Annotated in this window: 13 protein-coding genes and 1 other RNA gene; 5 read left to right on the top strand and 9 right to left on the bottom strand. The window is 45.2% G+C overall.

From position 1 onward, the window contains the following. Window positions 1–114 precede the first annotated feature (114 nt). A complete protein-coding gene (locus KCTCHS21_RS09895; protein ID WP_130607258.1) occupies window positions 115–696 on the bottom strand; it encodes a peroxiredoxin family protein in 582 nt (193 codons plus the stop codon). A 252-nt stretch (window positions 697–948) separates the two neighbouring features. Here KCTCHS21_RS09895 and KCTCHS21_RS09890 point away from each other — a divergent pair, with 252 nt between their 5' ends. Further along, window positions 949–2,196 (top strand): MFS transporter, encoded by a 1,248-nt coding sequence (locus tag KCTCHS21_RS09890; protein WP_232058231.1) that lies wholly within the window; start codon window positions 949–951, stop codon window positions 2,194–2,196. A 1,665-nt stretch (window positions 2,197–3,861) separates the two neighbouring features. Here the strand turns inward: KCTCHS21_RS09890 and KCTCHS21_RS09885 are convergent. From KCTCHS21_RS09885 to KCTCHS21_RS09875, 3 genes are read right to left on the bottom strand one after another with little or no spacing between them, the layout of a single operon-like run. Then, window positions 3,862–4,605 (bottom strand): exonuclease domain-containing protein, encoded by a 744-nt coding sequence (locus KCTCHS21_RS09885; RefSeq protein WP_130607254.1) that lies wholly within the window; start codon window positions 4,603–4,605, stop codon window positions 3,862–3,864. Continuing rightward, a complete protein-coding gene (locus tag KCTCHS21_RS09880) occupies window positions 4,602–5,690 on the bottom strand; it encodes a DUF294 nucleotidyltransferase-like domain-containing protein (RefSeq protein ID WP_130607252.1) in 1,089 nt (362 codons plus the stop codon). Before KCTCHS21_RS09880 ends, KCTCHS21_RS09885 begins: the two co-directional genes overlap by 4 nt. A 57-nt stretch (window positions 5,691–5,747) precedes the next feature. Next, complete coding sequence (locus KCTCHS21_RS09875) at window positions 5,748–7,112, bottom strand: ammonium transporter (RefSeq protein ID WP_130607250.1); 1,365 nt, start codon at window positions 7,110–7,112, stop codon at window positions 5,748–5,750. Between the two features lie 387 nt (window positions 7,113–7,499). Here KCTCHS21_RS09875 and KCTCHS21_RS09870 point away from each other — a divergent pair, with 387 nt between their 5' ends. Both KCTCHS21_RS09870 and KCTCHS21_RS09865 read left to right on the top strand, forming a co-directional pair. After that, window positions 7,500–7,952: a MerR family transcriptional regulator gene (locus KCTCHS21_RS09870; RefSeq protein WP_130607248.1), complete on the top strand. Its 453-nt coding sequence runs from the start codon at window positions 7,500–7,502 to the stop codon at window positions 7,950–7,952. 59 nt (window positions 7,953–8,011) lie between these two features. Next, window positions 8,012–8,695: a zinc metallopeptidase gene (locus KCTCHS21_RS09865; protein WP_130607246.1), complete on the top strand. Its 684-nt coding sequence runs from the start codon at window positions 8,012–8,014 to the stop codon at window positions 8,693–8,695. A 76-nt stretch (window positions 8,696–8,771) separates the two neighbouring features. Here the strand turns inward: KCTCHS21_RS09865 and KCTCHS21_RS09860 are convergent, their stop codons facing one another. Next, complete coding sequence (locus tag KCTCHS21_RS09860) at window positions 8,772–9,674, bottom strand: glutamate biosynthesis transcriptional regulator GltC (protein ID WP_130607244.1); 903 nt, start codon at window positions 9,672–9,674, stop codon at window positions 8,772–8,774. 110 nt (window positions 9,675–9,784) lie between these two features. On the opposite strand from KCTCHS21_RS09860, the gene tpx reads away from it, so the two are divergent. Further along, window positions 9,785–10,297: a thiol peroxidase gene (gene tpx / locus KCTCHS21_RS09855; RefSeq protein WP_130607242.1), complete on the top strand. Its 513-nt coding sequence runs from the start codon at window positions 9,785–9,787 to the stop codon at window positions 10,295–10,297. 75 nt (window positions 10,298–10,372) lie between these two features. Here the strand turns inward: tpx and KCTCHS21_RS09850 are convergent, their stop codons facing one another. The 4 genes from KCTCHS21_RS09850 to KCTCHS21_RS09835 all read right to left on the bottom strand — a co-directional run bounded on the left by KCTCHS21_RS09850 (window position 10,373) and on the right by KCTCHS21_RS09835 (window position 13,491). Then, on the bottom strand, window positions 10,373–10,753 hold the full coding sequence (locus tag KCTCHS21_RS09850; RefSeq protein ID WP_130607240.1) for a DUF1499 domain-containing protein: 381 nt from the start codon (window positions 10,751–10,753) through the stop codon (window positions 10,373–10,375). An 80-nt stretch (window positions 10,754–10,833) separates the two neighbouring features. After that, window positions 10,834–11,015, bottom strand: a non-coding RNA gene (gene ssrS, locus KCTCHS21_RS09845) — 6S RNA. A gap of 44 nt (window positions 11,016–11,059) precedes the next feature. Further along, complete coding sequence (locus KCTCHS21_RS09840; protein WP_130607238.1) at window positions 11,060–11,806, bottom strand: YesL family protein; 747 nt, start codon at window positions 11,804–11,806, stop codon at window positions 11,060–11,062. 41 nt (window positions 11,807–11,847) lie between these two features. Further along, window positions 11,848–13,491 (bottom strand): degradosome RNA helicase CshA, encoded by a 1,644-nt coding sequence (locus KCTCHS21_RS09835; RefSeq protein WP_130607235.1) that lies wholly within the window; start codon window positions 13,489–13,491, stop codon window positions 11,848–11,850. A gap of 194 nt (window positions 13,492–13,685) precedes the next feature. On the opposite strand from KCTCHS21_RS09835, the gene KCTCHS21_RS09830 reads away from it, so the two are divergent. Further along, entirely contained in the window at window positions 13,686–14,513 is an 828-nt protein-coding gene (locus tag KCTCHS21_RS09830) for a YitT family protein (RefSeq protein WP_130607232.1), read from the top strand. Window positions 14,514–14,591 lie beyond the last annotated feature (78 nt).

Genomic DNA, 14,591 nt, shown 5'->3' with positions numbered 1-14,591 from the left:
TTTTTGTTTTGTCGCTGGAAAAGAAAACTTGGAAAAAGAAAAAGGACTTCCGCGTTCAGATCCAGGTGCTCGATCTTTACGGAAATCCCTTTAATTTTCTGTCTTAATAAGCGTCTACGAATTAATAACCTCTTGCAGGTAAATCTCCCATTGCTTTCGTTCAATAACCCCTTCAATCCTGTGGCGAATGACCCCATCACGATCAATAATAAAGCTTATTGGGTACGAGTATACCTTATATAAATCCCCGGCAACACCTTTTGCATCTGTAAGAATAGGGAAAACAAGCTCCTGCTCCTTGACGAAATCCTTTGCTTCCCTCAGCTTATCAAAATTGGTTGCATTAACCGCATATAAATCCAGCTTATCCTGGTGCTTCTCATAAATATCCTTGAGATCGGGCGCCTCTAGCTCGCAAGGACCGCACCATGCCGCCCAGAAATTAACGATAAGTACTTTATCCCTTTTGCCCCCTACCTCGAAGGTAGAAGTTCCGTCTAAGGACGGTAAGCTAAAAGATGGAGCATAATGATTTACTTTAGGTGATGGCTTAGACGGGATATTCCGGTCATCTACTTTTCCTGCAGGGGCTCCCACTGTAGCCTGGTTGCCTTCCTTACCACTTGGTGAGTCCCATATCCATACCGCTACAATAGCGATTACAACTAAACCTAATATTAATACATTTCTTTTCATCGTATATTCACTCTTTTCTATCCAATCTCGGATGGTTATTTTATTTTAACTCATTTGTGAGCATCGTTCCAACGACAGCTTCGTGTCTATTTCGGAAAATGATCCCATCTCCCAGTGCATACCTTAATCTTCAAGTGGGCACCTTACCTTTGATATTGGCTTTAGACGGGGCTTTTGGGGTCCTAAGGAGGAATGGGATTGTCCACTACAACTGAATCTAAGCGTAAGCTGTCGGTAACTTTTACAAGCGATATGACCTCACAAACTGAAACAAAACAGAAAGCGTCCCCAAGCTCTACAGGGGGACGGAAGAGTAAAATATGGGAATACATCGCCCTCTCGACTGTCCCTTTAGTGCTCGTTCTCGGTAATTCCATGCTTGTCCCTATTTTACCCACTTTGAGTAAAGAGCTCGGCATTTCGAAATTTCAGAGCAGCCTGGTCATAAGTCTATTCTCCTTCTCAGCAGCTATTATCATTCCGATCGCCGGCTACCTCTCTGACCGATTCAGTCGCAAAGCCGTTATGATTCCTGCTCTCATTGTGTATGGAGGGGCGGGGATTCTGGCCGGTTTGGGTGCAGTGTGGGACTCCTATGGAATCTTGATCGGGGCAAGAGCGGTGCAAGGAATTGGTGCTGCAGGCACGGCTCCTATTGCTATGGCTTTAGTAGGCGACTTATTCAAAGATGGCGAGGAAAGCCAGGCGCTAGGCTTAATCGAAGCGTCCAACGGTGCTGGCAAGGTTGTGAGCCCTATACTGGGAGCTCTTCTTGCAATTATCGTGTGGTATGCTGCATTTTTTGCTTTTCCAGTCTTCTGCTTATTGTCATTGCTAGCGGTTATATTTCTCCTTAAGGAACCGAAGCGCGAAGAGCAGCCTAAGCCATTAAAACAATATTTGAAATCCATTCGGAGTATTTTCGCAAAACAGGGTCGCTGGTTGATTTCTTCTTTTTTCGGGGGATCATTGGCGTTGTTTATTTTGTTCGGGGTTCTGTTCTTTCTTTCCAACATACTGGAGGAACCGCCCTACTCCATTATAGGAGTGCGCAAAGGGCTTATCTTAGCCATTCCGTTATTAGGCATGGTGCTAACCGCTTACCTTACAGGTACAATCATCAAAAAAAATGGCGTACTTATACGTTGGCTTATGAATATTGGCCTGGCAATGATGGTTGTTTCTTTAGCGCTGGCCATATGGTTTAATTCAAATTTATATGTATTCATCGGACTGTTAACCGTCAGCAGCATTGGAACTGGGTTGCTTCTGCCTTGTCTAAATACGATGATTACTGGCGCAGTTGAGAAGGCCGAAAGAGGAATGATTACCTCCCTTTACAGTAGCTTGAGGTTTTTTGGGGTGGCCCTTGGCCCTCCCCTATTCGGATGGTTAATGGGAATGTCGCACCAGCTCGTATTTATCACCGTCTCCTCATTGTCTTTCATCGCATTGGGCCTTGTGTTTTTCATGGTTAAGCCAGGAAAACAAGTCCAGTAAAGGATTGTTTCGGCGAGCTTCACCTCAGCTCTGTCTGGAAGGCGCCTTGGTGGTGGGAATGAGTCTGGGGCGCCGCTCTTCTCTATCTCAAACTTGCTTTGCTGTCCGAATTAGTCGGTGATGCCGCTCTATTCTATCTCACACGTGCCACTGTCGCGCCAATTAGTCGGTCCCTCCGCTTTACTCCAACTCAAACTTGCCTTGGTAACCCGAATTAGTCGGTGATGCCGCTCTATTCTATCTCACACGTGCCACTGTCTCGCCAATTAGTCGGTGATGCCGCTCTATTCTATCTCACACGTGCCACTATCGCACCAATTAGTCGGTTTCACCGCTTTTCTCTAACTCATACGCGCCTCAGGTTCCCGAATTAGTCGGTGATGCCGCTCTATTCTATCTCACACGTGCCACTGTCGCGCCAATTAGTCAGTCCCTCCGCTTTACTCTAACTCAAACTTGCCTTGGTAACCCGAATTAGTCGGTGATGCCGCTCTATTCTATCTCACACGTGCCACTGTAGCGCCAATTAGTCGGTATCGCCGCTTTTCTCTATCTCAAACTTGCCTTGCTGACCCGAATTAGTCGGTGATGCCGCTCTATTCTATCTCACACGTGCCACTGTCTCGCCAATTAGTCGGTATCCCCGCTTTTCTCCATCTCATACGCGCCTCAGTATCCCGAATTAGTCGGTGATGCCGCTCTATTCTATCTCACACGTGCCACTGTAGCACCAATTAGTCGGTCCCTCCGCTTTACTCTATCTCAAACTTGCCTTGCTGACCCGAATTAGTCGGTATCGCCGCTCTTCTCTATCCCGCGTGCACCGGTGGTGAAATTTAGTTGGAGGAAGCCCTCATCTTCACGATAAGTTGGGAGCTATTTGACGCTTACCGTAATATGGTATAAGTTGGTGAAATTATGTGAAGTTACATTATGGAGGAGGTGTGTTTGGCTTGATTCAAAAAGTCGTAAAAGATAATCGAACTTCATAACGACGTGGACTTCTGCAGGTTCGGTTAATAAATGGAATACTTTTATAGAAGTCGGAAGAAATCACAGTTACATTTCAACAGGTGGCGGCACAGGAACAGTTGTGATCGATTTAGTTTCTGATAATAATGCCTCACATCAACCAGCAACATTCAAAATTGGCGTTGAAGTCGGCTCCGACAAAAAAGATGGCATAAAGGTTATGGGCACTCATTCTATTGAAATACCTATTTTATTAACAAACTGATACTCGTAACCAGACTCCACGCACAAATAACACACTGACTACTAAGGATAGCTGAATTCTCCCTCCGCACACAAATAACGCACTCACGGCTACTAAGATAGCCGAATTCTCCCTTCCATACTCAATTAACGCACTCACGGCTACTAAGATAGCCGAATTCTTCCTCCCTCACTCAAATAACGCACTGACGGCTACTAAGACAACCTCAAATACTCATCCGCACACAAATAACGCACTGAGGGCTACTAAGACATCCTCAAATACTCATCCGCACACAAACAACGCACTCACGGCTACTATGATTGTCGCATCGACCCTTCCACCCACGAATAACGCACTCACGGCTACTAAGAGAGCCCTATTGACCCATCCATATGCGAACAACGCACTGAGGGCTACTAAGCGACCCGTTGGTTGTTGGTCATTGATCAATGGCGGCTTAAATAAGCATATAGCTCACCGAGCGTTGTAACCTGACGGTCAGCAATTAGCTTTAGGAAGCGAAAATAGAGCTTCGCAGTCATTACGGAATCATGAAGCGCATGATGGCGCTCTGTTACTTCAACCCCGTAGCGTTCCAGCACTTCATCCAAGCCATAATGGATGGCTTTGGGCTCCAACCATTTAGCAATCATCATCGTGTCCAATATGCGGTGTGTTAGATTAATCTTTGACGTCCGCCAGAGTGCAGAATTCAGAAATTGCTTATCATGTCCGCTACCATGCGCAATAAGCACCCTTTTTCCAGCAAAATTCATGAAATCATGCAGCACCTGCATGAGATCGGGAGCATTCTCAGCCATCTCGTTCGTAATCCCCGTTAACTCCGTTATATGTCGAGGAACTTTTCTCTTCGGATTCACAAGCTGATAGAACGGTGCAGCTTCTTCAAAATTGTCCCCACGGATAATAACTCCGCCAATAGACAGAATTTCATCGCCATTATACGGATAGAATCCGGTTGTTTCCAAATCGAAAACAACTGCCTCCATATCCGATAACTGCATCTCTAAGGAGCTTTCCTTACGTTGATCACGTGACATGGAACGGATAAAGGCCATTTGCTGAGCATTGGAAGAACCGAGCATAGATGCAATAGCAGGAGTAAGCCCACCCATCTTGTATAAATTCCACATTCGCCCCATTGAATTTGTATCCTTGGGCTCCTTCATTGCCTCCACCTCCCGCCGAAGCGGTGCTGCAACTCCCGTTGAACTCTAAGCTGAATTTTTCTACCTGCTTTTAGCGCTTTTTTGAGCGGCAATCTTATTTCCTTTGTTAATTGCTCACGCGAGATTTTTCCCGTTCCGACCCATTGACCCTTGTCATCAGTGACAATCGTAAGCATTCTCATCTTTAGGAAAAAAATAAATGCTTCAGAGGCTTCATCTGCTTCCTCCCGTGTCAGCAAGCTAGCACTATGAAGGGCTTCGATTCGTTTAAGTGTGCTTGTTTCTCTGATGCCAGCCTGTACAGCAAGCAGCCGAAATGCGTTAACCATAGGAATGTAAGCCCCATATTTGATATCTAAGCTACCTGCATTTTCCCCATACTGTTCAGTCAATAATTGACCGAATACTCCAACTAGCACCTTATACCTAATCGTATTTTCAATCATTCTCTGTGCGATGACTGGATTTTCAATTAGATCATTGAAAAAGTACTCCTGCAGCCTGCCCGCTAACTCCAAGCTTCCAGCTATAGGACGACCATCTGCTGCAATGAGAAGATAGCGTACATTTTCCCAGCTCGGTTCAGTAAACCAGCTATTTATTTTTCCCTCCCAGCCTTTCAATGACAAGCACCATTCTGGGTTCGATGCAATAACCTTGCCTTCACAGGGGGGATACCCAAGCTTAATTAAATATTGGACCACCGTTTCCGTAAATTTAGGAAAAAAGCTACGACAGCGTTCATCTTCCTGCTCATCGGATGCATTCGCATAGACAAGACCGCTATCTTGATCACTACACATCGTCTGCTCAAAACGCCCACCGCTGCCATACAGCATATACGTATAAGGCACGGGAGGGGCCCCATGCCCCAACCGTGCCATATCAGCCTCCGCTAGCTTTAATGCTTGAGTAATGAGAGAGTCATGAAGCGCATTTAATCTCTCTACTACTTCATCTATTGGAGAGGTGGACAGCTCCGTCGCCAACTGATCCTGCTCTGTTTCTCTTATGAACCTTAATTGTCCAAGCTCTTCGGCGCTGGCGATATCAAGCAACCGCTTCTCCCGCTGGGGATTATGCATGCGGCTTCTACCCCTCCTGTATTTACGTTAAGTTAAGCTAGTTAATGGACAATTTGATTATACAGATGCATTCTCTTTTTTCAATTGCTCAGGGTAGCCGTAGTTACCATGCTCGCTCAAATCCAAACCAATAATTTCTTGTTCTTCTGTTACACGGAGTCCGATTACTTGTTTTACAACCCACAATACGATGTAAGATGCAAGGAATGCGAATGCTCCGCAAACGACAACCGATTCAAATTGTACCCACAATTGTCCCCATCCGCCGCCTTCAAACAAACCAGCTTTACCAACACCTACTTTAGCGGACAACTCTTCTGTTGCAAACAAACCATTCGCCAATGTTCCCCAAACTCCTGCTGCTCCATGAACCGAAAGAGCGAAGATAGGATCATCTACTTTCATTTTCTCGAAAAATTTAGCACTGAAGAACACAAGCACACCAGCAACTAGACCGATAACTACCGCTGCCCAAGGATCAACGAATGCGCAAGACGCTGTGATAGCAACCAGGCCTGCGAGAGCCCCGTTCAGCATAGCCGTAATATCTGCTTTACCGTTCACGAGCCAGGAAATCAACAGAGCTGATACCGCACCTGCTGCAGCGCCAAGCTGCGTGTTAAATGCTACAAAGCCGAAGAATCCGTCACCTATAGCAGCTGTGCTTCCTGCATTGAACCCGAACCAACCTACCCACAGAATCAAAACCGCTAGAGCAGTAAACACTTGGTTATGACCAAGAATTTCATTGGCAGATCCATCCTTATTGAATTTCCCAATCCGAGGCTTCAGCAAGATAGTTGCTGCAAATGCAGCCATTGCACCTGTTAAATGAACAACAGTTGAACCCGCGAAATCTTGCGCTCCATCTTCAGCTAACCAACCACCGCCCCAGATCCAATGAGCAACAACTGGGTAGATTACAGAAACGAAAAATAATGTAAAGATGAGGTAAGCCGATAATTTAGCTCGCTCTGCGAAGCCGCCCCATGCGATGGAAAGCGATACTGCTGCAAAAGCAAGTTGGAAAACGAAGAATACGGACGATGGATAATCATCTCCAGCTAATGCAGCGAAACTAGGATTGAAGAAGAAATCTCCTATACCAATAAATTTATTTAGTGATTCGGATGCATCGCCCCCGAATGTGATTCCATATCCGACTGCCCAATAAACGATCGAAGCCAGCCCAAGTGTAAATATCGTTTTACCAGCAACATGACCTGCATTTTTCATTCGAGTGGATCCAGCTTCCAGAAGAATAAATCCGCCTTGCATGAGAAGAACAAGAATTGCAGCTAGCATCACCCATAATGCGTTAAGCCCCATGTTAAGCTGACTTGCTGATGGATCCTCAGCGAACGCCATTGTCGGAAACAATAGTAGCAATGCACCTAGCGATATTAAACTTTTCTTAATCATAACAACCACTCCCTAAGTGTGTAATGTTTCCTGACATATCAAGAAAGACTTAATGTCATTATAGGGTGATATCGACGATTTGACAATACAGTTTTCATAAAAATATTAATAAAATACACCAAAAATCTAACATTAACCATGATTTAACTGCTCAATGTTAGGAAATAGCCTACATAACCCACTAAAAAAACGTTCTCCTCCCCCTTTTTCATTAGCAAGCATTCGAAAACCTCAACTTACGGCATTATATGTAACATCACATCTCATATAGCACCATTTTGCATACGAGATCCATGATAACGGCTAAAGCACTACGTTTGACTGTATGGTTCGCGATTCGGTATGATAGAGCTATGAAGAAACGCGCAGGAAGGAAAGGTGATATCGATGAGGAATGGATCGATAAATGCTCGCCTGTACCGGATTGGAGAACTTTCCACATTGGCCGGTATAAGCCCTCGTACCATTGATTACTACACTGGCTTGGGTCTTTTGGCTCCAGCCAAAAGATCTACTGGAAATTATCGACTATATGATGATGAAACATTGACACGCATTCGCCGTATCGAGCAGCTAAAGGCGCAGAAATATTCTTTGGAAGAAATTCGTGACCAATTCACTTCCATTAATCACGTCGTAACGAATGAAGCGGTATCTCGTAAGCTTTCGGACTTACAAGTACACTTAGCCATGCTGGAACGCGAAGTCAAGGAGCTAGAGCCTGTTTTAGAGCAGTTGAAGCCACAGCAAGCCAAACGACTTTTTCGAGCTATTACACCACAGACTGCTGCCTGTGTAGAAGCTTTGCTTCTTCTTTTAGGAAAAGGTAATTTCATGTAATGCCCAATAACTTAGACCTACTATAATAATAATAATAATAATTGGAGGGGACTTCTCCCATGCTTTTCTTTCACCCAATGGACTTTCTCATCATTATTGCTTTTGTTTTATCGCTATGGGCCCAATACCGAGTAAAAACCACATTCAATCATTGGTCAGAAGTGAAAAGCGCCACCGGATTAACTGGTTATGAAGCAGCAAGACGCATGCTCGATCGCAACGGACTGCACGATGTACCGATCGAACCTGTTCCAGGCAGGCTCACTGACCATTACGATCCCATCAACCGCGTCGTACGACTGTCAGAGCCAGTATATTATGAGAACTCTATCTCAGCTATCTCCGTTGCTTGCCATGAGGTAGGCCATGCCATTCAGCACCAGAGCTCATATCCGATGCTCGTCATGCGACACCGAATGTTTCCAGTCGTCCGCTTCGCTTCAGGATTTGCACCCCTCTTGCTTATTGGAGGCTTCCTGCTACAATCACTAAATCTTATCGGAGTCGGAATCATATTTTTCTCAGCAGCAGTCGCATTCCAACTTGTAACACTGCCAGTTGAATTCAATGCAAGCTCACGTGCCCGTGACATCATGATATCTGAAGGCTTTATCACCCAGGATGAAGAACGAGGGGTAGCCAAAGTATTAAATGCCGCAGCTTTAACTTATGTAGCAGCCGCACTGATCGCACTTCTCGAATTAGTGAAGTACATCATGATATTCACAAGCAATCGGGATTAAGGTTTGAAAATAAACAAAGGGCCTGTCCAACTACCTCGGTAGTTGGACAGGCCCTTTCGCTAATTTTGAACATTTCTCAACGTGGCTTATACTCATTTTGAAAAAAATCAAGCAAGAAGGTATGAAACATATGAACCACCTGCGGTAGCTTTTCACCCGACCTCCGGATTAAACCAATTGTCCGATTAATCCTCGGCTCGCTCACTTTAACGACCGCAGGCATCATGGAGCTAGTTTCATACATCGCCATCTCCGGGAGCAAGCTGACGCCCATCCCCGCTGCCACAAGCCCCCTTATCGTGCCTGCCTCTTCGCTCTCGAAGCCTATTTTCGGCGTAAAGCCAGCCTCTCTGCAAGCATCCCAAACAATAGGTCTGAGAGAGTAGCCAGAGCTGAACAGAACGAATGTCTCATCCTTCAAATCACCAAGCTTAATGGACTCCTCATGAGCAAGGCGATGATTTTCCGGAAGAATGGCGAACAGCTCTTCTGTCAGCACAACCTCTCCAATTACTTGATCGTTCTTGTCCGGAAAAGGAGAAATAAAAGCAATATCGACCTCTGCATCTACTACATCGCGAATTAATGAGGGATACATCCCTTGTCGAAACTTAAATTTCACATTGGGATGAAGCTTGCGAAACGCTGCCACGACCTGCGGGACAAGGTTAATGCCTAAGCTATGAGGAAATCCAAGCCGGATCTCTCCAACCTCTGGATCTAAAAATTCATGAATTTCCATAACCGCACGATCTAAGTCGCCGAGTATGGCTTCTGCCCTTTTAAGAAAAAGCTGACCTACAGGTGTTAACTGAACATTGCGACCACGCTGCATAAACAGACGTATGCCCAGCTCTTCTTCTAGCCGATGAATCTGCCTGCTGACTGCCGACTGGGCTACATGAAGCTCCTCGGCCGCTTTCGTAACATGCTGAAGCCGCGCGACCTGTACGAAATATTCAAGCTGACGCAGTTCCACTATTCTATCCCCTTTCATGTCCATCCGCTTGTTCCAGAGATTGGACAAGGGTATTCGATAACGATTATAATAATAACGGCTAACCTTATCAATGAAGGAGGAACATATTCATGTCCCAAGAACGTTCAGTTACACTTAAAGGTAACCCGATTACACTTGTTGGCCCCGTACTTAAAGCCGGTGATGCAGCTCCAGACTTCACCCTTAACAAGAACCTGCTTGAAACATCTTCCTTGAAGGATTTCGCAGGAAAAGTAAAATTAATTAGCGTTGTTCCTTCTATCGACACAGGTGTATGCGACGCACAAACACGTCGTTTCAACGAAGAAGCATCCGGACTAGGTGACAACGTAGTTATTATTACAGTAAGCGCAGATCTTCCATTCGCACAAGCTCGTTGGTGCGGAGCAGCTGGAGTAGATCGCGTAGTACTACTATCTGACTACAAAGAGAACAGCTTCGGCAAATCTTATGGCGTTCTAATTAAAGAGCTTCACTTGGATATGAGAGCTATCTTCGTCGTAGACGGAAATGATCAAATTACTTATGTAGAAGTACTGAATGAAATGGCTGATCACCCAGACTACGAAGCAGCAGTTGCAGCTGTAAAAAGCCTGATCTAAATTGTAAAAAAATACAGCAAAAGCGAGGTAAGGCCATGCGCCTTCCTCGCTTTTAATTTGGTTTAAACCGCTTACTTATGCTTTATATGAGGACAGCTTACGATCTAATACAGAGTAAATCTCTTGAATGATTCGATAATTAGCACCCAGATCGCCAAGCGATCCACGAGATGCCGAGTAGATATCAACCGCTGTATTACCAGGGCTTGTACCGACCACCTGAATAGTAATATCCATTGTACGGCCAGACATTGATTTCTTCTCCATTACGATCTCACCGACAGTCTGAACCTCGTGAAGAACTTTATAGCCCTTCATCTTCTTGAGAATGGAAGTTACCTCATCCCAAGCACGGTCCTTTGACAGACGATAATAATGAGATTTAAGCTTTGGATCTTTTGCCTTATCGCTAGTGTTTTCATGACTGCGAATTAAACCGAGCAGCAAACGCTTCAATGCTCTCTCTCCCTCCGGGTACCCTTGGCGCTATATTCTATCTTACCACGCCTAACCCGGGGAATAAAGTCCAAGGATAGAGAAAACCCGCCATGCCGTCCGACGTGCATGTTTCTGAACCTGCTTTGGCAGGTGGGTGCCCGCAGCTCAGCTTTTGACTTCCCTTTTCGGGGGCATGTCAGCCACTAAGAAATCTAGAGCTCCCTTGAAACAAACATTGGTTCAAAACAATTAAGCGTCGTAACGAACATGGCAGGAGTATTCTCATTATAAGCAGGTGGATAAGAAAAGTAAAATCACATTGCCTTAGGCTTTCTTCTCTTCTTCGTCTTCTTCGGTTTCGGACGTCTCTGCCTCAGCAGCATCCTTCAACAGCATCATTTTCTGGATAACCAGATTAAAGTTGTAGAAGGTGTAAACCGCAATCATACTTCCGAAGAAGAATGGGATCAGAAACGTGAACCTAGTACTCATGAAAATAACCGCAGCCGCTCCGATTGCCATTATCAGAGAACGAATTGGACGACCAATCGTCAAGATAAGGGCGTTTTTGAGCAATTGAATCGTTTTCATGTGAAAATGAGACAAAAGGGAGAAGAAATGCAACAAAGAAATAAGCAGTAACAGCAGCAATGCTACAAATAAGTACGCGATAATTTGAAATCCAGATATTTGTTTTAAATAAACCTGGAAGTCAATAATCAATATCGCGAACAATAGCGCATAAATGATGCCGCCGATCATAGCTTGCAAATAATTTTGCTTGTAGCTACGGAAAAAAGTCTTAAAGAGCGGAACATCAGTATCGCCCAGAACCCATTTCCGGGCGACTGAGAACATTGCCGAAGTCGCCGGAAACAGAGTAAAGGGGGCTACAATTGCAAGCGGAATGATAACCGCCTTTAATTGCTCGGTATCTTTAGCCCCAAGAAAAATGATCACCATTAGCCAAAACGGAAATGATGTGATAAGCCACAATACATTCGTAACCGACAACCTCATGATCCATTCGGATAGCCGATAGAAGCCACCCATCATGCCCCGCATTTCCATGGGGTTTCCTCCCTGATGACAATCGTCAGTAAGCTATTGGTTTAGATTTTTACGAAATCTTCGCTCGGTGAGCGGCTGCTGCCACGGGAATCATCCTTACGTTCTGGACGTCCACCACGGTTTGCGTCACGGTAGCTGCTATCATCGCGGCCAGTCGTGCTTGAACGATTACCTTGGTAAGGCTTGCGTTGACCACCGTAGCTGCTAGAGCCACGAGAATCGCTGCGTCCTTGGCCTCCTTGACGCCAAGCTCCACCACCAGAGCTGCTACCACCGGAGCTGCTGCCGCCATAACGACGTCCGCTGCCACCATAGCTGCTGCCGGATCCACCACGGTTTCCTTCAAACTTGCGTTTCTTGGAACGGATAGGATCTTCAGGTGTAAGCTCTATGTTCACATCTTTTTTGTCGCCAGTCAACAATTTCATTGCTGCAGCTAACAATTGAACGGAATCATATTGCTCAAGCAATTGCATAGCAACCCATTTGAATGGAGTTACGTCTTCTTCTGCACGAACCGTATCCATGATACGTTCCGCCATCAGCTTTTGCTTGCCTTCCATCGCTTCGGACAAGGTTGGCAAAATTTTCTTGGAAATACGGTGACGAGTAACCTTCTCAATGAAGTGAAGGTGATCTGTCTCACGAGCAGTTACGAAGGACCAAGAAGTTCCTTCTTTACCTGCACGGCCCGTACGACCAATCCGGTGAACATAGCTTTCCGGATCTTGCGGCAAATCGAAGTTAATAACATGAGTTACACCAGTAACATCTAGTCCACGAGCCGCAACGTCTGTTGCAACCAATACATCGATGCTGCCGTCGCGGAACTTACGCATAACAGTATCCCGTTGATTCTGCGACAAGTCACCATGTAGTCCATCACATGCATATCCACGTTTCATCAACGCTTCGGATAATTCAGCTACGCGACGTTTAGTACGACCGAAGATAATGGCCAACTCAGGTGGCTCCATGTCTAGAAGACGGCAGAGACCATCAAACTTCATGCGTTCTTGAATTTCAACATAGAATTGTTGAATCAAAGGTGCGCTAAGCAGCTTTGAATCGACTTTAATATGTTCTGGATCACGCAGGAATTGCTGTGCAAGCTTCTGGATGTTCGTAGGCATTGTAGCTGAGAACAACAAAGTTTGGCGCTCTTCCGGTACTAGCTTCAGGATGGATTGAATATCCTCCATGAAACCCATGTCCAGCATTTCATCGGCTTCATCAAGAACGACTGTACGTACATCGTCTAGACGAATTGTCTTACGGTTAATGTGGTCTAACAAACGACCAGGTGTTCCGATAATGATTTGCGGCTTCCGCTTCAAGGAGCGGATTTGACGTGAGATGTCTTGACCGCCATATATAGCCAAGGAACGAAGTCCCTTGAAACGTCCAAGCTTCTCGATTTCTTCTGATACTTGAATGGCCAACTCACGGGTTGGGGCCATAATCAGGGCAACGATACGATCTTCCGTTGTAGCGATGCGGCTAATAAGCGGTACTCCGAAAGCTGCTGTTTTGCCTGTACCTGTTTGGGCCTGACCAATCATGTCTTTGCCTGCTAAGGCAACGGGTATAGCTTTCGCTTGGATTGGGGTCGCCTCTTCAAATCCCATCTCTGATATGGCTTGAAGTACGTCCGGCTCCAAACCAAACTCTGCAAATGTGCTCAAACTTTTTCAATCTCCTTCTGTGTTGGGCCTTCAAATTACGGCTTCCAAAAAAATGATCAGTTCATTATAGCACAAACATGCTGGAAAACTCTAGTCTCAGGAAAAGAGTACCAATTATTGCATGATCGGCTTCTCCGAGGGGAACCTAAATATACAAATCGGTTCCCTCCCTAACCGCTAAGGAGTGCTGCATAATGAAAAGAGTTGCCATAATAGGCCCCGTATTTTTGATGATAATCAGTGCCGCCGCTGTGGCTGCTGGGTTTCAACTGCTCCTGATCCCCAATCAACTGCTTAGTAGCGGGGTTTCCGGGGTCGCCATGGTGATCGGTTACTTAAGCGAGTGGAATATTGGCTGGTTGTATTTTGCCCTAAATGTCCCGATTTTGCTCTGGGGATATCGGATTTTAGGAAAACGATTTATAGTGCTTAGTATCGTAACCGTTTTGTCCGTGGCATTTTTTCTGCAAGTCATTCCCGTTATCAAGATGACAGATGATCGGCTTCTAGCTTCCGTTTTCGGAGGAGTACTGGTCGGATTAGGAACTACAGTAACGCTACGTTATGGAGGCTCATCGGGTGGCTTTGACATCATCGCTTCCATTATATCACGTTATAGAGACTTACCCATCGGTTTGCTTACGGTTTTACTTAATACTTTTGTTGTTGCCATTCTGGGCTATCTAAAGAATGATTGGAATGCCGCTCTTTATTCTATGCTGTCGATCTACCTAACGGGAAAAATAATTGATGCGGTATATACCCCTCATCATAAAATTACCGCCTTTATTGTAACTAACCATACTCAAGAGCTTGCTTCTAAGCTTCTAAAGCTCCCACGGGGGGTAACAATTATTAAAACACGGGGTGCTTTTACTAGCGAGGAACGGGATATGCTGATGACGGTGACAACTCGATATGAACTAGCTGAGCTACGCAAAACAATTATCGAAATTGACTCCAAAGCATTTGTAAATATTGTTCAAACGATTGATGTAATCGGAGAATTCCGGCGTCGATAAATATTTTCTATAAATTCTAGTATAATTCCACAAAATACTACAAAATACCTGTGTCTAACCCCCCCTATCTCGTTTATA

Origin of the sequence: Cohnella abietis, from assembly GCF_004295585.1 — a bacterium.
Lineage (GTDB): Bacteria > Bacillota > Bacilli > Paenibacillales > Paenibacillaceae > Cohnella > Cohnella abietis.
This window is presented reverse-complemented; position numbering and strand designations above follow the sequence as displayed.

Bases quoted from the DNA above. Each gene is read 5' to 3' on its own strand.
- KCTCHS21_RS09895 (WP_130607258.1), bottom strand. From the start codon at position 696: ATGAAAAGAAATGTATTAATATTAGGTTTAGTTGTAATCGCTATTGTA.
- KCTCHS21_RS09890 (WP_232058231.1), top strand. From the start codon at position 949: ATGACCTCACAAACTGAAACAAAACAGAAAGCGTCCCCAAGCTCTACA.
- KCTCHS21_RS09885 (WP_130607254.1), bottom strand. From the start codon at position 4,605: ATGAAGGAGCCCAAGGATACAAATTCAATGGGGCGAATGTGGAATTTA.
- KCTCHS21_RS09880 (WP_130607252.1), bottom strand. From the start codon at position 5,690: ATGCATAATCCCCAGCGGGAGAAGCGGTTGCTTGATATCGCCAGCGCC.
- KCTCHS21_RS09875 (WP_130607250.1), bottom strand. From the start codon at position 7,112: ATGATTAAGAAAAGTTTAATATCGCTAGGTGCATTGCTACTATTGTTT.
- KCTCHS21_RS09870 (WP_130607248.1), top strand. From the start codon at position 7,500: ATGAGGAATGGATCGATAAATGCTCGCCTGTACCGGATTGGAGAACTT.
- KCTCHS21_RS09865 (WP_130607246.1), top strand. From the start codon at position 8,012: ATGCTTTTCTTTCACCCAATGGACTTTCTCATCATTATTGCTTTTGTT.
- tpx (WP_130607242.1), top strand. From the start codon at position 9,785: ATGTCCCAAGAACGTTCAGTTACACTTAAAGGTAACCCGATTACACTT.
- KCTCHS21_RS09840 (WP_130607238.1), bottom strand. From the start codon at position 11,806: ATGGAAATGCGGGGCATGATGGGTGGCTTCTATCGGCTATCCGAATGG.
- KCTCHS21_RS09830 (WP_130607232.1), top strand. From the start codon at position 13,686: ATGAAAAGAGTTGCCATAATAGGCCCCGTATTTTTGATGATAATCAGT.